This window comes from Methyloversatilis discipulorum, assembly GCF_018780585.1.
GTDB lineage: Bacteria > Pseudomonadota > Gammaproteobacteria > Burkholderiales > Rhodocyclaceae > Methyloversatilis > Methyloversatilis discipulorum_B.
This window is the reverse complement of the sequence record NZ_JADMJL010000009.1, coordinates 68,057-88,210: the sequence shown is the minus strand read 5'-3', so window position 1 is coordinate 88,210 and position 20,154 is coordinate 68,057. Positions and strand designations below refer to the sequence as shown.

General features: G+C 65.6%; 24 protein-coding genes. 2 read left to right on the top strand and 22 right to left on the bottom strand.

Features of this window, described 5'->3' with window-relative positions; all coding sequences use genetic code 11:
• Window positions 1-10: 10 nt before the first annotated feature.
• The 6 genes from ahpF to IV112_RS03440 form a co-directional block, all read right to left on the bottom strand.
• Window positions 11-1,585 (bottom strand): alkyl hydroperoxide reductase subunit F, encoded by a 1,575-nt coding sequence (gene ahpF, locus IV112_RS03465; protein WP_304001055.1) that lies wholly within the window; start codon window positions 1,583-1,585, stop codon window positions 11-13.
• 134 nt (window positions 1,586-1,719) lie between these two features.
• Window positions 1,720-2,283, bottom strand: coding sequence for an alkyl hydroperoxide reductase subunit C (gene ahpC, locus IV112_RS03460; RefSeq protein ID WP_019918226.1), 564 nt, complete (start codon window positions 2,281-2,283; stop codon window positions 1,720-1,722).
• A 74-nt stretch (window positions 2,284-2,357) separates the two neighbouring features.
• A complete protein-coding gene (gene arsB, locus IV112_RS03455; RefSeq protein WP_304001054.1) occupies window positions 2,358-3,383 on the bottom strand; it encodes an ACR3 family arsenite efflux transporter in 1,026 nt (341 codons plus the stop codon).
• 9 nt (window positions 3,384-3,392) lie between these two features.
• Window positions 3,393-3,884: an arsenate reductase ArsC gene (locus tag IV112_RS03450; RefSeq protein WP_304001053.1), complete on the bottom strand. Its 492-nt coding sequence runs from the start codon at window positions 3,882-3,884 to the stop codon at window positions 3,393-3,395.
• 1 nt (window position 3,885) lies between these two features.
• Window positions 3,886-4,362: an ArsI/CadI family heavy metal resistance metalloenzyme gene (locus IV112_RS03445; RefSeq protein WP_304001052.1), complete on the bottom strand. Its 477-nt coding sequence runs from the start codon at window positions 4,360-4,362 to the stop codon at window positions 3,886-3,888.
• Window positions 4,363-4,375: 13 nt separating this feature from the next.
• The gene (locus tag IV112_RS03440) at window positions 4,376-4,699 is read right to left on the bottom strand and encodes an ArsR/SmtB family transcription factor (protein WP_304001051.1); all 324 of its coding nucleotides are present in this window, start codon (window positions 4,697-4,699) and stop codon (window positions 4,376-4,378) included.
• Window positions 4,700-4,793: 94 nt separating this feature from the next.
• Here IV112_RS03440 and IV112_RS03435 point away from each other — a divergent pair, with 94 nt between their 5' ends.
• Together IV112_RS03435 and IV112_RS03430 are read left to right on the top strand one after the other, a co-directional pair.
• Entirely contained in the window at window positions 4,794-5,165 is a 372-nt protein-coding gene (locus IV112_RS03435; RefSeq protein ID WP_304001050.1) for a cupin domain-containing protein, read from the top strand.
• On the top strand, window positions 5,162-5,494 hold the full coding sequence (locus IV112_RS03430; protein ID WP_304001049.1) for a cupin: 333 nt from the start codon (window positions 5,162-5,164) through the stop codon (window positions 5,492-5,494). Before IV112_RS03435 ends, IV112_RS03430 begins: the two co-directional genes overlap by 4 nt.
• 5 nt (window positions 5,495-5,499) lie before the next feature.
• On the opposite strand, the gene IV112_RS03425 is transcribed toward IV112_RS03430, so the two are convergent.
• From IV112_RS03425 to tsf, 16 genes are all read right to left on the bottom strand, one after another.
• Window positions 5,500-5,739, bottom strand: a complete 240-nt coding sequence (locus IV112_RS03425; RefSeq protein WP_304001048.1) for a thioredoxin family protein — start codon at window positions 5,737-5,739, stop codon at window positions 5,500-5,502.
• Window positions 5,740-5,760: 21 nt separating this feature from the next.
• On the bottom strand, window positions 5,761-6,765 hold the full coding sequence (locus IV112_RS03420) for a permease (RefSeq protein WP_304001047.1): 1,005 nt from the start codon (window positions 6,763-6,765) through the stop codon (window positions 5,761-5,763).
• 88 nt (window positions 6,766-6,853) lie between these two features.
• Window positions 6,854-7,435: a ribonuclease HII gene (gene rnhB / locus IV112_RS03415; protein WP_304001046.1), complete on the bottom strand. Its 582-nt coding sequence runs from the start codon at window positions 7,433-7,435 to the stop codon at window positions 6,854-6,856.
• Window positions 7,432-8,583 carry a lipid-A-disaccharide synthase gene (gene lpxB / locus IV112_RS03410; RefSeq protein ID WP_304001045.1) on the bottom strand — a complete coding sequence of 384 codons (1,152 nt, stop codon included), beginning with the start codon at window positions 8,581-8,583 and terminating at the stop codon, window positions 7,432-7,434. Before lpxB ends, rnhB begins: the two co-directional genes overlap by 4 nt.
• Window positions 8,583-9,362, bottom strand: a complete 780-nt coding sequence (gene lpxA / locus IV112_RS03405; RefSeq protein ID WP_304001044.1) for an acyl-ACP--UDP-N-acetylglucosamine O-acyltransferase — start codon at window positions 9,360-9,362, stop codon at window positions 8,583-8,585. Before lpxA ends, lpxB begins: the two co-directional genes overlap by 1 nt.
• The gene (fabZ, locus tag IV112_RS03400) at window positions 9,362-9,796 is read right to left on the bottom strand and encodes a 3-hydroxyacyl-ACP dehydratase FabZ (protein WP_020164752.1); all 435 of its coding nucleotides are present in this window, start codon (window positions 9,794-9,796) and stop codon (window positions 9,362-9,364) included. Before fabZ ends, lpxA begins: the two co-directional genes overlap by 1 nt.
• 10 nt (window positions 9,797-9,806) lie before the next feature.
• Window positions 9,807-10,847: a UDP-3-O-(3-hydroxymyristoyl)glucosamine N-acyltransferase gene (gene lpxD, locus IV112_RS03395; protein ID WP_304001043.1), complete on the bottom strand. Its 1,041-nt coding sequence runs from the start codon at window positions 10,845-10,847 to the stop codon at window positions 9,807-9,809.
• A gap of 4 nt (window positions 10,848-10,851) precedes the next feature.
• Window positions 10,852-11,373, bottom strand: a complete 522-nt coding sequence (locus tag IV112_RS03390) for an OmpH family outer membrane protein (RefSeq protein WP_304001042.1) — start codon at window positions 11,371-11,373, stop codon at window positions 10,852-10,854.
• Between the two features lie 31 nt (window positions 11,374-11,404).
• Complete coding sequence (gene bamA, locus IV112_RS03385; RefSeq protein WP_304001041.1) at window positions 11,405-13,699, bottom strand: outer membrane protein assembly factor BamA; 2,295 nt, start codon at window positions 13,697-13,699, stop codon at window positions 11,405-11,407.
• A gap of 28 nt (window positions 13,700-13,727) precedes the next feature.
• Complete coding sequence (gene rseP / locus IV112_RS03380; protein WP_304001040.1) at window positions 13,728-15,086, bottom strand: RIP metalloprotease RseP; 1,359 nt, start codon at window positions 15,084-15,086, stop codon at window positions 13,728-13,730.
• Window positions 15,083-16,243 carry a 1-deoxy-D-xylulose-5-phosphate reductoisomerase gene (ispC, locus tag IV112_RS03375; protein WP_304001039.1) on the bottom strand — a complete coding sequence of 387 codons (1,161 nt, stop codon included), beginning with the start codon at window positions 16,241-16,243 and terminating at the stop codon, window positions 15,083-15,085. Before ispC ends, rseP begins: the two co-directional genes overlap by 4 nt.
• Window positions 16,243-17,079: a phosphatidate cytidylyltransferase gene (locus IV112_RS03370; RefSeq protein ID WP_304001038.1), complete on the bottom strand. Its 837-nt coding sequence runs from the start codon at window positions 17,077-17,079 to the stop codon at window positions 16,243-16,245. Before IV112_RS03370 ends, ispC begins: the two co-directional genes overlap by 1 nt.
• A complete protein-coding gene (gene uppS / locus IV112_RS03365; RefSeq protein WP_425762252.1) occupies window positions 17,072-17,773 on the bottom strand; it encodes a polyprenyl diphosphate synthase in 702 nt (233 codons plus the stop codon). Before uppS ends, IV112_RS03370 begins: the two co-directional genes overlap by 8 nt.
• Before the next feature lie 67 nt (window positions 17,774-17,840).
• Entirely contained in the window at window positions 17,841-18,398 is a 558-nt protein-coding gene (frr, locus tag IV112_RS03360) for a ribosome recycling factor (protein WP_304001036.1), read from the bottom strand.
• A 76-nt stretch (window positions 18,399-18,474) separates the two neighbouring features.
• A complete protein-coding gene (gene pyrH, locus IV112_RS03355; protein ID WP_020164761.1) occupies window positions 18,475-19,188 on the bottom strand; it encodes a UMP kinase in 714 nt (237 codons plus the stop codon).
• A 14-nt stretch (window positions 19,189-19,202) separates the two neighbouring features.
• Entirely contained in the window at window positions 19,203-20,105 is a 903-nt protein-coding gene (gene tsf, locus IV112_RS03350) for a translation elongation factor Ts (protein ID WP_304001035.1), read from the bottom strand.
• Window positions 20,106-20,154: the final 49 nt, after the last annotated feature.

The following is a 20,154-nucleotide window of genomic DNA, read 5'->3' as shown; positions in this document are numbered from 1 at the left end:
CTCCCGGTGATCAGGCCGGTGCCGACGTGCGGATCAGGTGATCGAAGGCCGAAATCGCCGCCTTCGAGCCTTCGCCCATCGCGATGATGATCTGCTTGTACGGCACGGTGGTGACGTCGCCGGCCGCGAACACGCCGGGCGTGCTGGTTTCGCAGCGCGCATCGACCTGGATTTCGCCGTACTTCGTCAGCTCGATCGAACCCTTCAGCCATTCGGTGTTGGGTACCAGGCCGATCTGCACGAAGATGCCTTCGAGCTCGATCGTGTGCGACTCGCCGGTGGCACGGTCGGTGTACTTCAGCGCATTCACCTTGCCGTCGGCGCCACCCGTGACTTCGGTGGTCTGCGCCTGCAGGATCACCTTTACGTTGGGCAGGCTCAGCAGCTTGCGCTGCAGTACGGCGTCAGCGCGCATCTGCTTGTCGAATTCCAGCAGCGTCACGTGACCGACGATGCCGGCCAGATCGATCGCCGCTTCGACGCCCGAATTGCCGCCGCCGATCACCGCCACGCGCTTGCCCTTGAACAGCGGGCCGTCGCAGTGCGGGCAGTAGGCCACGCCCTTGTTACGGTACTCGCGCTCGCCCGGCACGTTCATTTCACGCCAGCGCGCACCGGTGGCGAGGATGACCGAACGCGACTTCAGCTGGCCGCCATTGGACAGTTGCAGCGTGATCAGGCCGTCGCCCGACTCGGCGGCCGGAATCAGCTTGTCGACGCGCTGCAGCGCCATCACGTCGACCTCGTAGCTCTTCACGTGTTCTTCGAGCGCGGCGGCGAGCTTGGGGCCTTCGGTCTCCTTGACCGAGATGAAGTTCTCGATGCCCAGCGTATCCATCAGCTGGCCGCCGAAGCGCTCCGCCACGACACCGGTGCGGATGCCCTTGCGCGCGGCGTAGATCGCCGCCGCCGAGCCGGCCGGTCCACCACCGACGACCAGCACGTCGAACGGCGCCTTGGCGCTCATCTTCTGCGCGTCGCGCTTGGCCGCACCGGTGTCGACCTTGCCGACGATCTCTTCGAGCGTCATGCGGCCGGCGCCGAACAGTTCGCCGTTCAGGAACACCATGGGCACCGCCATCACCTGGCGCTCTTCGACTTCCTTCTGGAACAGCGCGCCGTCGATGGTGACCACTTTGACGCGCGGGTTCAGCACCGCCATCAGGTTCAGCGCCTGCACCACGTCCGGACAGTTGTGGCAGGACAGCGACATGAACACTTCGAAGCTGTAGTCGCCGTCGAGCGACTTGATCTGTTCGATCATTTCGTCCGACACGCGGGGCGGATGACCGCCCGCCTGCAGCAGCGCGAGCACCAGCGAGGTGAATTCGTGACCGAGCGGAATGGCCGCGAAGCGCAGCGACATGTTGCCGCCCTTGCGGTTGATCGCGAACGACGGCGTGCGCGCGGCACTGCCCCGCTCCTCGCTGACAGTGATCTTGTCCGACAGCTCTGCGATGTCGGACAGCAGGCCCTGCAGTTCGCGCGAAGCGGCGCTGTCATCCACCGCGGCCGTCAGTTCGATCGGTTGCTGCAGCTTTTCGAGGTAGGCCTTCAACTGGCCCTTGAGAGTGGCGTCCAGCATGGTGTGCTCGGCTTTCGAAACGGGTGTTGCGGAAAACAAAACGCCCGGGCCGGGCGCCGTCAGGGCATGTTCTCAAACCGCTTGAGAACACACCCTGGCACCTGACCCGGGCGCCTCTGCGAAGCGATGTGCGCTTAGATCTTGCCGACCAGGTCGAGCGACGGGGTCAGGGTTTCAGCGCCTTCCTTCCACTTGGCCGGGCAGACCTGGCCGGGGTGGCTGGCGACGAACTGGGCAGCCTTGAGCTTGCGCAGCGTTTCGTTCATGTCGCGGGCGATCGCGTTGTCGTGGATCTCGGCGGTCTTGATCTGACCTTCCGGGTTGATGATGAAGGTGCCGCGCAGCGCCAGGCCTTCTTCATCGATGTGCACGTCGAACGCGCGGGTCAGCTGGTGGGTCGGGTCGCCAACCAGCGGGAACTGGGCCTTGCCGACGGCCGGCGAGGTTTCGTGCCACACCTTGTGCGAGAAATGGGTGTCGGTGGTGACGATGTACACTTCGGCACCGGCCTTCTGGAATTCGGCGTAGTTGTTGGCCGCGTCTTCGACTTCGGTCGGGCAGTTGAAGGTGAAGGCAGCCGGCATGAACACGATCACCGACCACTTGCCCTTCAGGCTCTCGTCGGTCACGGTGATGAACTTGCCGTTGTGGAAAGCGTTTGCCTTGAAGGGCTGGACGGTGCTGTTGATGATGCTCATGTCGAGATCCTCTTTTGTGGGTGGGGTGAAAGTCGCAATGATATTGCGAAACTGCCTCTTTGTTTAGACTTGATCTAAAAAAGTTCAGCGGAATCCGGAAAAAGATGCGCGCTGCGCCGCGTGAAGGCGACCAGCGACAGCATGACCGGTACTTCGACCAGCACCCCGACCACGGTCGCCAGCGCCGCGCCCGAGTGCAGTCCGAACAGGGAGATCGCAACGGCGACCGCAAGTTCGAAGAAATTCGACGTGCCGATCAGGCAGGCCGGTGCCGCCACCGGATAGGGCAGCTTCATCATTCGCGCGGCGACGAAGGCGATGGCGAAGATGCCGTAGGTCTGCAGCACCAGCGGCACGGCGATCAGTGCGATCACGAAGGGCTGGGCGACGATGGTTTCCGCCTGGAAGCCGAACAGCAGCACGACGGTGGCCAGCAGGCCGACGACGGACCACGGCTTGAGCCGCGCGACGAATCCGGCCAGTGCGGCACCGTTGCCCAGCGCACGGCGGGTCAGCACGCCAGCAAGCAGCGGCAGCACCACGTAGAGCGCGGTGGACAGCAGCAGCGTCTCCCACGGCACGGCCACGTCGGTCACGCCGAGCAGGAAGGCGGCGATGGGCGCGAAGGCGAACACCATAACCAGATCGTTCACCGACACCTGCACCAGTGTGTAGTTGGGATCACCCCGCGTGAGCTGACTCCAGACGAACACCATGGCCGTGCAGGGTGCGACGCCGAGCAGGATCATGCCGGCGATGTATTCCGACGCCGATTGCGGATCGACCCAGGGCGCGAACAGGTGCTGGAAGAACAGCACGCCCAGTGCGGCCATCGTAAAAGGCTTGATCAGCCAGTTCACGACCAGCGTGAGGATCAGACCCTGTGGCCGGCGACCGACGTCGCGCACGGCGGCGAAGTCGATCTGAATCATCATCGGGTAGATCATCACCCAGATGAGCACGGCCACCACCAGATTGACGTGCGCCAGTTCCAGCGCCGCGACGGCCGCAAAGGCCGACGGCGCGACCAGTCCCAGCGCGACGCCCGCGATGATGGCCAGGCCCACCCACAGGGTGAGCCAGCGTTCGAACATGCCCATGGAAAGACCTCAGTGTGCGGCCAGATCGCGCGCGGTCTGCTGCAGCGCCAGCGCGTGCAGACGTTCGTCCGGCATCGCGACCAGGATTTCAAGACGACGGCGGATCAGCGCCAGCGTGTCGCGGAAGGCGGTCAGCTTCGCCGCATCGCTGCCGGGCGTGGCCGACGGATCGGCGTAGCCCCAGTGCGCGGTCGCCGGATGGCCCGGCCACACCGGGCAGGTTTCACCGGCTGCGCTGTCGCATACGGTGATGATCAGATCCATTGCCGGTGCGCCGGGCGCTGCGAATTCGTCCCAGGCCTTGCTGCGCACGCCCGTCGTATCGATGCCCTGCTCCGCCAGCGCCTGCAGCGCGAACGGATTCACCCGCCCGCTCGGCTGACTGCCGGCCGAAAAGGCGCGGAAACGGGCGCCACCGAGGTGGTTGAGCAGGCATTCGGCGAGCACGCTGCGCGCCGAATTGTGGGTGCACAGAAACAGCACGTTGAGCGGGCGAGCCATGTCAGCAGCAGCCCGAACCGGAGCTCTTCACGCCGATGTTCAGCGGCTTGCCGCGGGTGACCGGCGCCTCGGGGGCGCAGCAGGCAGCACCGCCGCTGGCCGCTTCGTTGAACACCGGAATATTGCCCAGCGTATGGAAGTGCTCCCAGGCGATGCCCTGTGGGTCGGTCACCCAGTGCTTTTCGCTGCGCGCGTAACAGCAGGTGGTTTCGCCTTCGTCGAGCAGCGCCATGTCGGCCGATTCGGCGCGCGCCTTCATCGCCGCCAGTTCGGCCGGGTCGTCGGTCTGGATGCCGAGGTGGTCGATGCCCGGCTTGGTTCCGCGGGTCGAGATCGCGAAATTGATCGGCGGATCTTCGAGCATCCACTTCGCGTAGTCGGCTTCGGTGCGCGCCGGCTGCGCATCGAACAGCTTGTTGTAGAAGGCGATGCTCTTCGCCAGGTCGTCGACGTGCAGATGGACGTGAAAGCGCTTCATTGCGGTTCTCCGGTCAGCAGTTCGTGCAGGAAGGTGCGGCCTCGACACAGGGTGTGCCGCGGCAGCAGTTTTCGGTCAGGTAGGCCATCAGTGCGCCCATGCGCGCGTAGTCGGCGCGGTAGATCAGGTGACGGCCGTCGCGCGACTGCAGCAGCAGGCCGGCCTGGGTCAGTTCCTTCAGATGGAAGGACAGCGTGGTCGGCGCCACCGACAGCGCCTCGCCGAGCGCGCCGGGCGTCATGCCGTCGGGACCGGCGACGACCAGTGCGCGAAACACGCGCAGACGGATTTCGTGGGCCAGTGCGGCCAGTGCGCGGATGATGTCCTGTTCTTCCATAATTCAACGATATTTGAATCATTGAATCGATGCAAGTGCCGCGTGCTTTCGACTACGCTGGCGCTCCACCCGCTTTGCCCGCCCCGCACGCCCGATGAAGACCCGCTACGACGACATTGCAGCCTACGTGACCAAGGACGGTTCGCTGATCCGCGAGCTGATGCATCCGGCGCAGCACGGCGGGCAGGCGCAGAGCCTCGCCGAAGCGACCGTGCCGGCCGGTACCCGCACCGCGCTGCACCGGCACCACGTGACCGAAGAGCTGTACCACGTGACGGCCGGCCAGGGGCGCATGACGCTGGGCGAGTACAGCTTCGACGTGACGGTCGGCGACACCGTGCTGATTCCGCCCGGGACTGCGCACTGCATCGAGGCAAGCGGCAGCGAGGCACTGGTCATCCTCTGCTGCTGCAGTCCGGCCTATGCACACGACGACACGGAACTGCTCGACGAGGCCTCCGCGTGAGCGCCAATCTGTTCGACAACCTGCCGCCGGCGCCGCAGCCGGAAGAGCTGTTCGAAACGCTGTGCGCGCGGCCCGGCGTGCGCATCGAGCGCATCGTGTCGACCGGTCAGTGCAGCCCGCCCGGCTTCTGGTACGACCAGCCGGGCGACGAATGGGTGGCACTGCTGAGCGGTTCCGCCACGCTGCGATTCGCGGATGAAGCGACCGGTCGCGAACTGCGCCCCGGCGACTGGGTATTCATCGCGGCGCATCGGCGCCACCGCGTCGAACGCACCGATGCCACCACCCCATCGGTCTGGCTGGCCGTGCATCTGGCCCCGCCTGACTGAGTGTCTCAGCCGGCCTTGCCGAGCAGTTCGCCGATTTCGCGTTCGCTCAACACCTTGCCCGCGGACACCACCTTCTCGTCGATCACCAGCGCCGGCGTCGACATGACGCCATAGGCGGCGATGTCGACGAAATCGGTCACCTTGACGATATCCGCCTGCTGGCCGCGCGCGGCCAGCGCCTTGCGCGTGTTGTCCGCCAGTTCGATGCACTTGCGGCAACCGCTGCCCAGTACCTTGATGATCATGTCGTCTCCCCGTCTGTCACGTCAGGTGAATGCGCCCGCCAGCGCGTTGAACAGATAGCCGATCAGCACGATGCCACCGGCCACGATGCCGACGAATGTCGCCAGCAGCGGCGTGCGGACGACGCGCTTGAGCATGACGATGGACGGCAGCGACAGCGCAGTGACCGACATCATGAACGCCAGTGCCGTACCCAGCCCGACGCCGCGCGCCACCAGCGCCTCAGCGATCGGCAACGTGCCGAAGATGTCGGCGTACATCGGCACGCCGACCAGCGTGGCCAGCGGCACCGACCATGGCTTGTCCTGACCAAGCAGCCCGTTGATCAGGCTCTCCGGTATCCAGTTGTGGATGGCCGCACCGATGCCGACACCGATCAGGATGTAGAGCCAGACGCGGCGAACGATGTCGCGCACCTGGTCGCGGGCGAAGCGCAGGCGCTCGCGCACGTCGGGCACGCCGTCGTCACCGTTCATGACCGGGCTGGTGAACACGAAAGGCTCGATGTGGCGCTCCATCCGCGCGCGGCTGATCAGGGTGCCGCCGACCACCGCCAGCACGACACCGACCGTCACGTAGGCGATGGCGATGGGCCAGTTGAAGATGCTCGCCAGCAGGATGACCGACGCCAGATCGACCAGCGGCGACGAGATCAGGAAGGAGAAGGTGATGCCGATCGGCAGCCCGGCGCTGGTGAAGCCGATGAACAGCGGAATCGACGAACAGGAACAGAAGGGCGTGACGGTACCGAGCAGCGCTGCCAGCACATTGCCGCGCACCCCGGTGAAACGCCCCAGGATGCGACGCGTGCGCTCGGGCGGGAAATGGCTCTGCACGTATGAAATGCCGAAGATCAGCAGCGACAGCAGGATGAAGATCTTCACCGTGTCATAGATGAAGAAATGCACGCTGGCGCCGACCCGCCCGCTCATCGGCAGCCCGATGCCCTGCTCGACCAGCATGCGCACCAGATCGGACAGCCACTGCATGCGCAGCAGCTGGTCGTTGAGCCAGCCAAACGGATTCATTGCGGGTGCGGGCAGCAGGACATGACGCTCATGCTAGACCTGTAGCGCGCCCAGCAGCTTGAACTGCCTCAAGCGAAAGCGAACGCCTTCAGTCGGGCGCGCCGAAATCCAGCGCGCTCTGCGCGACCGGTGCAAAGCTGCGGCGGTGAATCGGCGACGGGCCGTGGATGCGCAATGCGGCCAGATGCTCGGCGGTCGGATAGCCCTTGTGCTTTGCAATGCCGTACTGCGGATACAGCGCCGCCAGCACCATCATTTCGTGATCGCGGCCGGTCTTGGCCAGGATGGAGGCGGCCGAGATCGCCGCTTCCGACGCGTCGCCGCCGACGATCGCGCGCGCCGGCACGGCGAGGCCGGGCGGTACGCGATTGCCGTCGATCAGCACCTGATCGGGCGGCACGGCAAGGCCTTCGACCGCGCGACGCATCGCCAGCATGGTCGCGTGCAGGATGTTCAGGCGGTCGATCTCCTCCACCGTCGCGATGCCGATCGCCCAGGCCAGCGCGCGCTCGCGGATCAAGGGCGCCAGCGCTTCGCGCTTCTTTTCCGACAGCTTCTTCGAATCGTTCAGGCCGTCTATGGGGCGCGAGGGATCGAGAATGACCGCCGCCGCATAGACCGGCCCGCACAGCGGACCCCGGCCGGCCTCATCGACGCCGGCAGTCTTCATGCGCGCGGCAGATGCGGCAGGATGGCCGCCGCGGCGCGCGCCGCCGTGCCCTGGCGCAGCGTGAAGTGGATGCGCTCGAATTCGTCGATCTGCGCCGCCCGCGCCACCGCGTCGCCAAGCAGCGCGTCGAGCGCGTCGGCCAGCTTTTCAGGCGTGGCGTCGTGCTGCAGCAGCTCGGGCACGATGCTGCGGCCGGCCAGGATGTTGGGCAGGCCGACCCAGGGCTGATAGGCCATGCGCTTCATGATGCGATAGCTCAGCGCGTGGATGCGGTAGGCGACGACGTGCGGCGCGCGGCACAGGGCCGCCTCCAGCGTCGCCGTGCCGCTGGCCACCAGCGCCACGTCGCAGGCCATCAGCGCGTCGCGCGCGTGACCGAACAGGATGGACACCGGCAGTTCGGTCGCCTGGCAGTCCCACAGCGCCTGTTCGAACTGGGTACGCGTTTCGCGCGTGGTCAGCGGCACCAGGAATCTGAGGTCCGGATGGCGCTCGTGCAACAGTTTGGCCGCACCGATCCAGGAATGCGCGTTGTACTGCAGTTCCGACTGCCGGCTGCCCGGCAGCAGCGCCACGATGCGCGCATCGACCGGTATGGCCAGGCGCTCGCGGGCGGCGAAGCGCTGTGGCTCAGGCGAAATCTCGTCGGCGAAGGGATGGCCGACATAGCTCACCGGCACGCCGGCCTTTTCGTAGATCGCCGGCTCGAACGGGAACAGGCAGAGCACGCGCGACACGCTGCGCGCGATGCCCTTGATGCGGCCACCGCGCCAGGCCCAGATCGACGGGCTCACGTAGTGGATGGCGGGCACGCCCGCATCGCGCAGCTTGCGCTCCAGCCACAGATTGAAATCAGGGGCGTCGACGCCGATGAAGGCCGACGGCTTGTCCCTGAGCAGACGGTCGAGCAGGCTGCGACGGATGCCGGCCAGTTCGCGGTAGTGCTTCAGCACCTCGAAATAGCCGCGCACAGCCAGCTTTTCAGATGGCCACCAGGCGTCGAAGCCGGCCGACTGCATGCGCGGCCCGCCGATACCGACGAAGTCGATATCGGGCCGCGCATCGCGCAGCGCCTTGATCAGGTGCGCAGCCAGCTGGTCGCCCGACGCTTCGCCGGCGACCATGGCCACCGTGATGCGGGAGGCCATTATCGGATGATGCCGCGTCCGCCGGATGCGAGGAAATCGGACAGCAGCGCGACTTCGGGCGTCGTCTTCGCCGCTTCGGCGATGGCGGCCTTGGCTTCGTCCAGCGTCAGCCCCTCGCGGTACAGCGTCTTGTAGGCGCGCTTGATCGCCATGATGGCTTCGCTGCTGTAGCCGCGGCGGCGCAGGCCTTCGCTGTTGATGCCGTGCGGGCTGGCCGGCACGCCGTTGGCCAGCACGAAGGGCGGCACGTCCTGCAGCACGCTCGAATGCACGCCGCAGAAGCTGTGCGCACCGACGCGGACGAACTGGTGCACGCCGGTGAAGCCGCCGAGGATGGCCCAGTCGCCGACATGCACGTGGCCGGCCAGCGCGGTGTTGTTGGCCATGATGGTGTGGCTGCCGACCTGGCAATCGTGCGCGACGTGCACGTAGGCCATGATCCAGTTGTCGTCGCCCAGGCGCGTGACGCCGCCATCCTGCACGGTGCCGCAGTTCATCGTCGCGTATTCGCGCACGGTGTTGCGGTCGCCGATCTCCAGACGGGTCGGTTCATTGGCGTACTTCTTGTCCTGCGGTGCGCCGCCGATCGAACAGAAGGGGTGGAACGCGTTGTCGCGCCCGATGCGGGTATGGCCCTGGATCACCACGTGCGCATGCACCTTGGTGCCGGCACCGATCTCGACGTTCGGCCCGATGATGCTGTAGGCACCGATCTCGACACCGTCGGCGATCTGCGCCGCCGGATCGACGATGGCGGTCGGATGGATGAGCGTTGCCATCAGGTCGGACGCACCGCACAGAGCAGTTCGGATTCGGCCACCACGCCGCCGTCGACGCGCGCGCGCGCCTGGTACTTCCAGATGCCGCGCGAGTGCTTCAGCAGGTCGACTTCAAGAATGAGCTGGTCGCCGGCCATGACGGGCTTCTTGAAGCGGGTGTTGTCCACGCCACAGAGGTAATAGACCGAATCGGCGTCGGGCGTCGTGCCCAGCGTTTCGAAGGACAGGATGGCGGCGGTCTGCGCCAGCGCCTCGACGATGAGCACGCCCGGCATGACCGGGTGGTTCGGGAAGTGGCCGGGGAAGAAGGGCTCGTTGATCGTGACGTTCTTCAGCGCCTTGATGTACTTGCCCGCCTCGACTTCGAGCACGCGATCGACCAGCAGGAAAGGAAAGCGGTGCGGCAGCGACTTCAGCACCGCGTGGATGTCCATCGATTTCAATTCAGTCTTCCTTGTTGCCTTGCAGCGTTGCAAGTTGTTGCTCGAGCGCCTTGATGCGATCGGCCATCGACTCGAGGTGGCGCAGGCGCGAGTAGTTGCGCGTCCATTCCTTGTGCTCCATCGACGGCACCGAACCGGTATAGACGCCCTTCTCCGGAATCGACTTGGTCGCGAACGACACCGCCGACACCACCACGTCATCGACGATGTCGATGTGGCCCATGATGTTGGCCGAACCGCCGATCATGCAGCGCTTGCCTATCGTCGTGCTGCCGGCCACGCCGGAACACGCCGCCATCGCAGTATGGTCGCCGATACGCACGTTGTGGGCGATCTGGATCAGGTTGTCGAGCTTTACGCCGTCGCCGATCACGGTGTCTTCGAGCGCGCCGCGGTCCACCGTCGTGTTGGCACCGATTTCGACGTCGTTGCCGATCAGGACGCGACCGATCTGCGGAATCTTGACCCAGCTGCCGTCCGCCTCGCGGGCGAAGCCGAAGCCGTCGGCGCCGATCACGGCGCCCGAATGCAGGATGCAGCGCTCGCCGATCACGCAGTGCGCGTACACGACGACGCGCGGATGCAGTCGCGAGCCAGCGCCGACGCGTACACCCTCGCCCACCACGCAGCCGGCGCCGATCAGCACGTTTGCGCCGATGTCCGCACCCTCGCCCACCACCGCACCGGCGGCGACATGGGCGGACGCATCGACCCGGGCGCCCGGATGCACGCTGGCGGCCGGGTCGATGCCGGCGGCCGGCAGCAGATCGGGATTCAGCAGCTGGGCGACGCGGGCGAAATAGAGATAGGGATTGCGCACGCGGATGTGCGTGCGGGCGAGATTCTCGCCGTCGGCCGGTGGCACGATGACCACACCCGCACCGCTGCTGGCGAGAACGCTGCGGTACTTCGGGTTGGACAGAAAGGAGATGTGAGCCGGGCCGGCGCTGTCGAGCGGCGCCACCTGCTCGACCAGCAGGTCGGCGTCGCCATGCAGTTCGCCGCCCAACCGGGCGACGATGTCGCCAAGACGGGCTGCCATGTTCTTACTTGCTTGCCGGCGGGTCGGCCAGCGCCTTCAGCACCTTCTCGGTGATGTCGATGCGCTGGCTGCGATACACCACTTCCTGGAAGATGATGTCGTACTTCTCGGCCTCGGCGATCACCTTGATCGCCTTGTTGGCCTTGTCGAGCACGCCAGCCAGTTCCTCGTTGCGGCGCTGGTTCAGGTCTTCGCGGTACTCGCGCTCGCGACGTTGCATGTCGCGGGTGAGTTCGCTGAATTCGCGCTCCTTGGCGCGGCGGTCGCTCTCGGACAGCGTGACCGCATTCTTTTCCATGTTCTGCTGCATGCCCTGCAGCTGCTTGGCCAGCTTTTCCAGCTCCTGGCTGCGCTTCTCGAATTCCTTTTCGAGCTTCTTCTGCGCGCGCACCGCCGGTGCTGCCTCGCGCAGGATGCGTTCGGTGTCGACGAAGCCGATCTTGACGTCGCTTTCTGCGCGCACCGGTGCGGCCGTCAGCAAGGCGAGCGAAGACAGCAATGCAATGAATATGGAGCGTGCGGACATACTCGACCTGTTCATACGGAGCTCTTCTTAATCAGAACACATTGCCCATCTGGAACTGGAAGCGCTGCAGACGATCGAGCGGATCCTTGTTCAGGGGCTGTGCAATGCTGAACTTCAGCGGTCCCATGGGCGAACTCCACGCCACGGAAAGGCCGGCACTATAACGCATATCGCCGATGCTCAGGCTCTGGCCGTCGGCCCAGACGTTACCGGCATCGACGAAGGTGCCCAGCCGCAGCGACTTGTCCTGCCCCATGCCGGGGAAGGGGAACAGCACCTCGGCGTTCATCACCAGCCGGCGGTCGCCGCCGATGGTGGTACGCAGCAGGTTGCCGTTGCCATCACGGTCACGCTGGCCGATCGACGCGGTTTCGAAGCCACGCACGGAACCGATGCCGCCGACGTAGAAGTTCTTGTAGAACGGCAGCGGCTTGTCGCCGTAACCGCGACCATAACCCAGTTCGCCATTGAGCATCAGCACGAAGTTGCCCCACAGCGGGAAATAGGTCTGGTGCTGGTAGGAGGCCTTCATGTAGCGCAGGCCGCCGGGCGGAATCGCGATTTCGCCGTTCACGCGCTGGATCGAGCCCTTCGTCGGGTAGATGAAGCTGTCGCGTGTGTCGCGTGCCCAGCCTATCGTGCTCACCAGCGAGTTGTTGGTGTCGCCGAATTCATTGACGAAGTTCTTGTAGCGCTGCGGGCTGTCAGAGAAGGTGTCGATCGAGGTCTGATCGACCGCCAGACCGAAGTTGATGCGGTCGTCCTCGCGGATCGGGAAACCCCAGCGCAGGCCGGCGCCGACCGACGACGTACGGTAGTTGCCGATGCGCAGACGGGTCGGGTCGACGTTGCGCAGATAAACGTCGAAACCGCGCGAAATGCCGTCCGGCGTGTAGTACGGATCGGTGAAGGACAGCGCGTAGGTCTTGTTGATGCTGCCGCTGTTCAGGCTCAGCGACATCGACTTGCCGCTGCCGAACAGGTTCTGCTGCGAAATTGAGGTCGACAGGATCAGGCTTTCCGAGCTGGAGAAGCCGGCACCGAACATCAGGTTGCCGGTCGGCTTTTCCTTCACCGTCAGGTTCACGTCGACCTGGTCGGTGGTGCCGGGCACGGCAGGCGTCTCCACCGTGGCCGCATCGAAGTAGCCGAGGCGGTCGACGCGGGTACGCGAACGGTTGATCTTCTCGCCGTCGTACCAGGCGCCTTCCATCTGGCGGAATTCGCGGCGGATGACCTGGTCGGCCGTCTTGCTGTTGCCCAGCACGTTCACCCGGCGCACATAGACGCGGCGGCCCGGATCAACGAACACGGTGAACGAGACAGTCTGCTTGTCCTTGTCCGGTTCCGGCACCGCATTGACGTTGGCGAAGGCATAGCCTTCGTTGCCGAGGCGGTCATTGATCGCCTTGGTGGTGTCGGTCAGGTTCTTACGCGAGAACTCGTCGCCCGGCTTCAGCTTCACCAGCTTGCGCAGTTCCTCTTCCGGCAGCAGCAGATCGCCCGACAGCTTCACACCGGACACCGTGTATTTCTTGCCCTCGGTGATCGAAATGGTGATGTAGATGTCCTGCTTGTCCGGCGTGATCGACACCTGGGTCGAATCGACGTTGAATTCGAGGTAGCCGCGATCGAGGTACCAGCTGCGCAGCGTTTCCACGTCGGCGCTGAGCTTCTGGCGCGAATACTGGTCGTTCTTCGTGTACCAGGTGAGCCAGTTCGGCGTGGTCAGCGTGATCATCTTCAGCAGGTCCTTCTCCTTGAAGGCACTGGCACCGACGATGTTGATCTGACGGATCTTGGCGACCTCGCCTTCATCGACCTGGAAGTTGATCGCCACGCGGTTGCGCTCAAGCGGCGTCACGGTGGTCTTGACCTCGACCGAATAACGGCCGCGCGACAGGTACTGTCGCTTCAGTTCCTGCTCGGCGCGCTCCAGCACGGCGCGGTCGAAGATGCGCGACTCGGCCAGGCCCACGTCACGCAGACCCTTCTTGATCGCTTCCTTGTCGAATTCCTTCATGCCGGTGAAGTCGAGCGAGGCGATGGCCGGACGCTCCTCGATCACCACCACCAGCACGTCGCCCTCGACCTCGATGCGCACGTCCTTGAAGAAGCCGGTCGCGAACAGCGCCTTGATGGCCTCGGCCGCCTTGTCCTCGGTGAAGCTCTCGCCGACGCGCACTGGCAGATAGTTGAACACCGTGCCGGCTTCGGTCCGCTGAATTCCCTCGACGCGAATGTCGCGGACGACGAAAGGCTCGAAGGCGTGGGCATGAGCCGACAGCAGTCCCGCGATCAGGGCGGGCAGGAGAAACTTGCGCATTGGGGGAAGTGGGGAATTCAGTCGGTAGTCAACCGAAAAGGCGATTGATATCGTTGTAGAAGGCGAACGCCATGAGCATCAGCAGGATGGCGAGGCCGACCTGTTGCCCGATTTCCATGACCCGCTCCGGAACCGGACCGCCCTTGAAAAATTCGATCGTATAGTACATCAAGTGCCCACCGTCCAGCAGCGGGATGGGCAGCAGGTTGAGCACGCCCAGACTGATGCTGATCAGCGCGATGAACTTGATGTAGTGGGTCAGCCCCATGGCCGCCGACTGACCCGCGTAGTCGGCGATGGTGACCGGCCCGCTCAGGTTCTTCCACGACAGTTCGCCGGTAATCATGCGGCCGAAGGCCTTGAGGCTGAACAGCGCGGTGTCCCAGGTCTGGCCGACCGCCAGCAGCAGCGATTCGCCGACGCCATGCTTCACCTCGACGAACAGCCGCTCGCGCAGGGTCGGATCGGGTTCGGGGCCGATGCCCAGGCGGCCGAAACGCTGTCCGCCCTCCTCGACCGTGGCGACTTCGGCGCGCAGCACAGCCTCGGCGCCGTCGCGCAGCACCACCACGTCGACGGTCCGACCGCCCAGTTCGCGCACCTGCTGCACCATGGCCGCCCAGTCGTCGACCGCCTGTCCGTTGATGGACAGCACGCGGTCGCCTTCGCGCATGCCCGCCTTGTCCGCCGCGCTGCCCTCGCCCACGCTGCCGACCACCGTCGCGACACGCGGCCGGAACGGCAGCAGGCCCACCCGCTCCATGAGCGTCGCGTCGACATCGCTGCCGATGCCCGACAGGTCGATACGCCGGGTGTTGATTTCCGCGCGGTCGTTGACCGTTTCCAGCACCAGCGAACGGCCCTCGACCGCTGCGCGCGCGACGTGCCAGCGCAGGTCCTGCGCCGACGCGATCGGTTTGCCATCGACGGCACGCACCTGCTCGCCGTCCGTGACGCCGGCCACCGCCGCCGGGGTGCCCGTTGCGGGCGCCGCCAGCAGCGCACGCGGCTCTTCCATGCCGTAGATGAACAGGCCCCAATAGACGACGATGGCGAGCAGGAAATTGGCGATCGGCCCGGCCGACACGATGGCGAAGCGGCGCCCGACGGTCTGCCGGTTGAAGGCGCGGTGGCGTTCGTGCTCGGCCACTTCGCCTTCGCGCTCGTCGAGCATCTTGACGTAGCCGCCGAGCGGAAACACCGACAACGCCCACTCGGTGTTGTCCGGGCCGAAGCGGCGCATCCACAGCGGGCGGCCGAAGCCGACGGAGAAACGCAGCACCTTGACGCCACACAGCCGCGCCACGCTGTAGTGACCCAGTTCGTGCACGGTAATCAGGATGCCCAGCGCCAGCGCGAAGGCCGCCAGGTAGAACAGCGGATTCAAGCGCGCGCCCCGATCTGGCGCCGTGCGACCTCACGCGCCGCAGCATCGGCGGCGAACACTTCGTCGAGCGTGCTCGACGGCTGATCGGGAAGGGTGTCGAGGGTGGCGGCAATCACATCGGCTATGGCACGGAAACCGAGCCGATGTTCCAGGAAGGCGGCAACCGCGACTTCGTTCGCCGCATTGAGCACGGCCGGCGTGCCCGCGCCAGCGCGCAGTGCGTCGAAAGCCAGCTTGAGGCAGGGAAAACGGTCGAGATCCGGGCGCTCGAACACCAGATCGGCCGCCGCCGCCAGATCAAGCACGCCGACGCCGGACTCGATCCGCTCCGGCCAGGCCAGCGCGTGCGCGATCGGTGTGCGCATGTCCGGATTGCCCATCTGCGCCAGCACCGAGCCGTCGACGTACTCGACCATCGAATGCACGATGCTCTGCGGGTGAATCACCACGTCGATGCGCTCGGCCGGCGTATCGAACAGCCAGCGCGCCTCGATCACTTCGAGGCCCTTGTTCATCATGGTGGCCGAATCGACCGAAATCTTGCGGCCCATGTCCCAGTTCGGGTGGGCGCAGGCCTGTTCCGGCGTCACGTTCGCCAGATCGGCGATCGGCGTGCGGCGGAACGGACCACCCGACGCGGTCAGCAGGATGCGGCGCACGCCCTCGCGCCCCTTGGCCGGCATGCACTGGAAGACGGCGTTGTGTTCGCTGTCTATGGGCAGCAGCGTCGCGCCGTGGGCCGACACCTCGCGCATGAACAGGTCGCCGCTCATCACCAGGCTTTCCTTGTTCGCCAGCAGGATGCGCTTGCCGGCGCGCGCTGCCGCCAAAGCCGGGCGCAGGCCGGCGGCGCCGACGATGGCCGCCATCACGGTATCCACCTCGGGCAGTGCAGCGACCATTTCCAGCGCCTCGACGCCGTACATGACCTCGGTCGGCACCCGACCGGCCAGACGCTCGCGCAACACGACGGCAGCGTCCGCGTCGGCCACCACGGCGATGCGCGGCGCGAAGGCGATGCACTGTTCGGCCAGGCGGTCGATCTGGCGATGACCGGACAGCGCAACGATCTCGAAACGGTCCGGATGGCGCGCGACGACGTCCAGCGTGCTGACGCCGATCGAGCCGGTCGCGCCCAGTACGGTCAGTCTGCGCATCAGTTCGACGCTCCGGGTAGCAGGTTGAGCAGATAGAAGCCTATCAGCGGCAAGGTAGCCGTCAGGCTGTCGACGCGGTCGAGCACGCCACCATGGCCGGGCAGCAGCTGGCTGCTGTCCTTCATGCCAGCCTGACGCTTCATCATCGATTCGAACAGGTCGCCGACGATGCTCACCGCGGTCAGCAACAACAGCATCGCTGCCCAGAACGGTGCAGAGGGCATCTGCGCCGCGTCGAACAGCGCCGGCTTGATGGCGAGGCCGTACAGCTGAACGGCGACGACGGCACCGGCTGCGCCCTCCCAGGTCTTGCCAGGGCTGATCGACGGCGCCAGCTTGTGTCGACCGAAGGCCTTGCCGGTGAAATAGGCGGCGATGTCGGCGATCCAGACTACGGCCATCAGCAACAGCAGCGGCAGCACGCCGATGGCGCGCAGCTGTATCAGCGCCAGCGCCGGCGGCAGCAGCACGAGAACGCCGGTCAGAACAAGCCAGGGCTGCGCCGGGCGCGCGCCACGCGACATCCAGAACGGTACGACCAGCAGCCAGAACAGGATGGCCAGTGCATGCAGCGCGGACAGCGCGGGCGCCGCGTCGGCGACGACGCCCTGCGCGTCGAAGGCGCGTTGTGCGCAGAAACCGACCACGGCGAAGGTGAGCACGCCCGCGACGCGCGCGCCGAGCGGCGCGAAACCGATCAGGCGCGCCCACTCCCAGCCGGCGAAACCCAGTATCGCGGCGACCAGCCAGCCCCATGCGGCCAGATCCATGCCCCACAGTGCAGCCGACAGTCCGGCCAGCAGGACGATGGCCGTCAGTACGCGCTGCTTAAGCATGCTGGCCGGCTGCGGCCGCTGACTGGACCTGTTCGCTGGTTCGGCCGAAGCGACGTTCCCGCTGCTGGTAGGACGTGATGGCCTCGTCTATGGCCGCACCATTGAATTCGGGCCACAGGCTGTCGGTGAAATAGAGTTCGGTGTAGGCCAGTTGCCAGAGCAGGAAATTGCTGATGCGCTGTTCGCCACCGGTGCGGATGAACAGATCGGGCTCGGGCGCGTAAGCCATCGACAGATGCGGCGCCAGTTCCTGTTCGGTGAAGCCGTCGCGCCGCTCGGGGTGCGCCTTCAGCATGCGCTCGACCGCCTGCAGGATGTCCCAGCGGCCGCCGTAGTTGGCGGCGATGGTCAGATTGAGGCCGGTATTGCCTTCGGTCAGCGCCTCGGCATTGCGTATCAATTCGACCAGACGCGGTTCGAAACGGCCCAGGTCGCCGACCACGCGCAAACGGATGCCGTTCTCGTGCAGGCGGACGACTTCGTCCTCCAGCGCCCGCACGAACAGCTGCATCAGGAAATTGACTTCCTCGGCCGGCCGCCGCCAGTTCTCGGAACTGAAGGCGAACAGCGTCAGATAGCCGACGCCGCGCTCGGCGCAGCGCTTGACCACCGCGCGCACCGCCTCGACACCCTTGCGGTGGCCGGCGACGCGCGGCATGAAACGGCGGCGCGCCCAGCGGCCATTGCCATCCATGATGATGGCGATGTGTCGCGGGACTGCGGACGAGCCGGTGCTGGAAGACAAGATCCGGTGCCTGGCTTCAGACGGCCATCAGGTCTTGCTCTTTTTGCGCCAGTTGCTTGTCGACCTCGGCGATGTAGCGGTCGGTCAGCTTCTGTACGTCGTCCTGCGCGCGGCGCTCGTCGTCCTCGGAAATTTCCTTTTCCTTGACGGCTTCCTTCAGCGCGTTGTTGGCGTCACGACGCAGATTGCGCACGGCCACGCGCGCATTCTCGGCTTCGCCACGGACGACCTTGATCAGCTCCTTGCGGCGCTCTTCGGTCAGCGGCGGCATCGGCACGCGCACGATATCGCCCATGGCCGACGGGTTCAGGCCGAGGTCGGAATCGCGGATCGCCTTCTCGACGACCGACAGCATCTTCTTTTCCCACGGCTGCACGCCGATGGCGCGCGCGTCGATCAGCGTCACGTTGGCGACCTGCGACAGCGGCACCATGGAGCCGTAGTAATCGACCTGGATGTGGTCGAGGATGCCGGTGTGCGCACGACCGGTACGCACCTTGCCGAAGTCGGCCTTGAGCGACTCCAGCGTTTTCTGCATCTTCTGTTCGGTGGTTTTCTTCAACTCGGGGATCATGACGTCGCCTCTTGTTGGAAGGGACGGCCGCGAGGGCGCGGCCGCTAGAGCAAAGGGGCCAACGGCCCCTGCACCACTATATATGGACCAGCGTGCCTTCGTCTTCGCCCATCACGACACGCTTGAGCGCGCCCGCCTTGAAGATGCTGAACACCTTGATCGGCAGTTGCTGGTCGCGGCACAGCGCCAGCGCGGTGGCGTCCATCACCTTCAGATCGCGGCTGATGGCCTCGTCGAAGCTGATGCGGTCGTAGCGCGTGGCGCTCTTGTCCTTCATCGGATCGGCGCTGTAGACGCCATCGACCTTGGTCGCCTTCAGCACGATTTCGGCTTCGATCTCGCGACCGCGCAGCGCAGCTGCGGTGTCGGTGGTGAAGAAGGGGTTGCCGGTGCCGGCGGCAAAGATGACGACCTTGCCCTCTTCGAGGTAGCGGATCGCCTTGCCGCGGATATAGAACTCGACCACGGGCTCGATGCTGAGCGCGGACTGCACGCGCGCGGCGACGCCGGCCTGACGCATCGCGTCGCCCAACGCCAGCGCGTTCATCACGGTGGCCAGCATGCCCATGTAGTCGGCGGTGGCGCGGTCCATACCGGCCGCGCCGCCCGCCACGCCGCGGAAGATGTTGCCTCCGCCGATCACGACGCCCACTTCCACGCCCAAGGCGCGGATCTCGGCAACTTCAGCGACGATGCGTGCAAGCATGTCGCGGCTGATGCCGTAGTCGTCGTCGCCCATGAGGGCTTCGCCCGACAGCTTCAGAAGGATGCGGCGATAGGCAACAGTCATGCAGGCTCCCGGGCTCAGGCCTTGGCGGCCGCTGCTGCGGCAGCCTGGGCGGCGACTTCGGCTGCGAAGTCGGTGGTCTTCTTCTCGATGCCTTCGCCGACCACGTAAAGCGTGAAGGAGGCGATCTTCGCCGACTTCGCCTTCAGCAGCTGTTCGATGGTCTGCTTGCCGTCTTCGGCCTTGACGAAGACCTGACCCAGCAGGGTGACTTCCTTCAGGTACTTCTGCACCGAGCCTTCGGCGATCTTGGCGATCATCTCTTCCGGCTTGCCGGCTTCGCGCGCCTTCTCGATCGCAACGCGACGTTCGGCTTCGATCAGGTCGGCCGACACGCCGGTCGAATCCAGCGACTTCGGCTTCGACGCGGCGATGTGCATCGCCAGGTCCTTGGCCATCGCGTCGTCACCGCCGACGACATCGACCAGCACGCCGATCTTCGAGCCGCCATGCACGTAGCTGGCGACCTTGCCTTCAGCCTGCACGCGCACGAAGCGGCGGATCGACATGTTCTCGCCGATCTTGCCAACCAGTGCGGCGCGGGTCGATTCGATCGTGCCTTCGCCGAACGGCAGCGCCGACAGCGCGGCCACGTCGGCCGGGTTGTTGTCGGCGACCAGCTTGGCGGCGCCATTGACCAGCGCCAGGAAGTCGTCGTTCTTGGCCACGAAGTCGGTTTCGCAGTTCACTTCGACCATCGCGGCAGTCTTGCCGTCGGCCGACAGGAACAGACCCACCACACCCTCGGCGGTCACGCGGGCGGCGGCCTTGCTCGCCTTGTTGCCCAGCTTCACGCGGAGGATTTCTTCGGCCTTCGCCAGGTCGCCGCCCGCTTCGGTCAGCGCCTTCTTGCATTCCATCATCGGAGCGTCGGTCTTTTCGCGCAGCTCCTTGACCATACCTGCGGTGATTTCCGCCATGCTCATTCCTGCCTATAAGTTCGAATCGGTAAAACAATCGCGGGCGCCT

Excerpts from the sequence above, each read along its gene's own strand:
- ahpF (WP_304001055.1), bottom strand. The coding sequence starts at position 1,585 with ATGCTGGACGCCACTCTCAAGGGCCAGTTGAAGGCCTACCTCGAAAAG.
- ahpC (WP_019918226.1), bottom strand. The coding sequence starts at position 2,283 with ATGAGCATCATCAACAGCACCGTCCAGCCCTTCAAGGCAAACGCTTTC.
- arsB (WP_304001054.1), bottom strand. The coding sequence starts at position 3,383 with ATGGGCATGTTCGAACGCTGGCTCACCCTGTGGGTGGGCCTGGCCATC.
- IV112_RS03450 (WP_304001053.1), bottom strand. The coding sequence starts at position 3,884 with ATGGCTCGCCCGCTCAACGTGCTGTTTCTGTGCACCCACAATTCGGCG.
- IV112_RS03445 (WP_304001052.1), bottom strand. The coding sequence starts at position 4,362 with ATGAAGCGCTTTCACGTCCATCTGCACGTCGACGACCTGGCGAAGAGC.
- IV112_RS03440 (WP_304001051.1), bottom strand. The coding sequence starts at position 4,699 with ATGGAAGAACAGGACATCATCCGCGCACTGGCCGCACTGGCCCACGAA.
- IV112_RS03435 (WP_304001050.1), top strand. The coding sequence starts at position 4,794 with ATGAAGACCCGCTACGACGACATTGCAGCCTACGTGACCAAGGACGGT.
- IV112_RS03425 (WP_304001048.1), bottom strand. The coding sequence starts at position 5,739 with ATGATCATCAAGGTACTGGGCAGCGGTTGCCGCAAGTGCATCGAACTG.
- IV112_RS03420 (WP_304001047.1), bottom strand. The coding sequence starts at position 6,765 with ATGAATCCGTTTGGCTGGCTCAACGACCAGCTGCTGCGCATGCAGTGG.
- rnhB (WP_304001046.1), bottom strand. The coding sequence starts at position 7,435 with ATGAAGACTGCCGGCGTCGATGAGGCCGGCCGGGGTCCGCTGTGCGGG.
- lpxB (WP_304001045.1), bottom strand. The coding sequence starts at position 8,583 with ATGGCCTCCCGCATCACGGTGGCCATGGTCGCCGGCGAAGCGTCGGGC.
- lpxA (WP_304001044.1), bottom strand. The coding sequence starts at position 9,362 with ATGGCAACGCTCATCCATCCGACCGCCATCGTCGATCCGGCGGCGCAG.
- fabZ (WP_020164752.1), bottom strand. The coding sequence starts at position 9,796 with ATGGACATCCACGCGGTGCTGAAGTCGCTGCCGCACCGCTTTCCTTTC.
- lpxD (WP_304001043.1), bottom strand. The coding sequence starts at position 10,847 with ATGGCAGCCCGTCTTGGCGACATCGTCGCCCGGTTGGGCGGCGAACTG.
- IV112_RS03390 (WP_304001042.1), bottom strand. The coding sequence starts at position 11,373 with ATGTCCGCACGCTCCATATTCATTGCATTGCTGTCTTCGCTCGCCTTG.
- bamA (WP_304001041.1), bottom strand. The coding sequence starts at position 13,699 with ATGCGCAAGTTTCTCCTGCCCGCCCTGATCGCGGGACTGCTGTCGGCT.
- ispC (WP_304001039.1), bottom strand. The coding sequence starts at position 16,243 with ATGCGCAGACTGACCGTACTGGGCGCGACCGGCTCGATCGGCGTCAGC.
- IV112_RS03370 (WP_304001038.1), bottom strand. The coding sequence starts at position 17,079 with ATGCTTAAGCAGCGCGTACTGACGGCCATCGTCCTGCTGGCCGGACTG.
- uppS (WP_425762252.1), bottom strand. The coding sequence starts at position 17,773 with ATGGATGGCAATGGCCGCTGGGCGCGCCGCCGTTTCATGCCGCGCGTC.
- frr (WP_304001036.1), bottom strand. The coding sequence starts at position 18,398 with ATGATCCCCGAGTTGAAGAAAACCACCGAACAGAAGATGCAGAAAACG.
- pyrH (WP_020164761.1), bottom strand. The coding sequence starts at position 19,188 with ATGACTGTTGCCTATCGCCGCATCCTTCTGAAGCTGTCGGGCGAAGCC.
- tsf (WP_304001035.1), bottom strand. The coding sequence starts at position 20,105 with ATGGCGGAAATCACCGCAGGTATGGTCAAGGAGCTGCGCGAAAAGACC.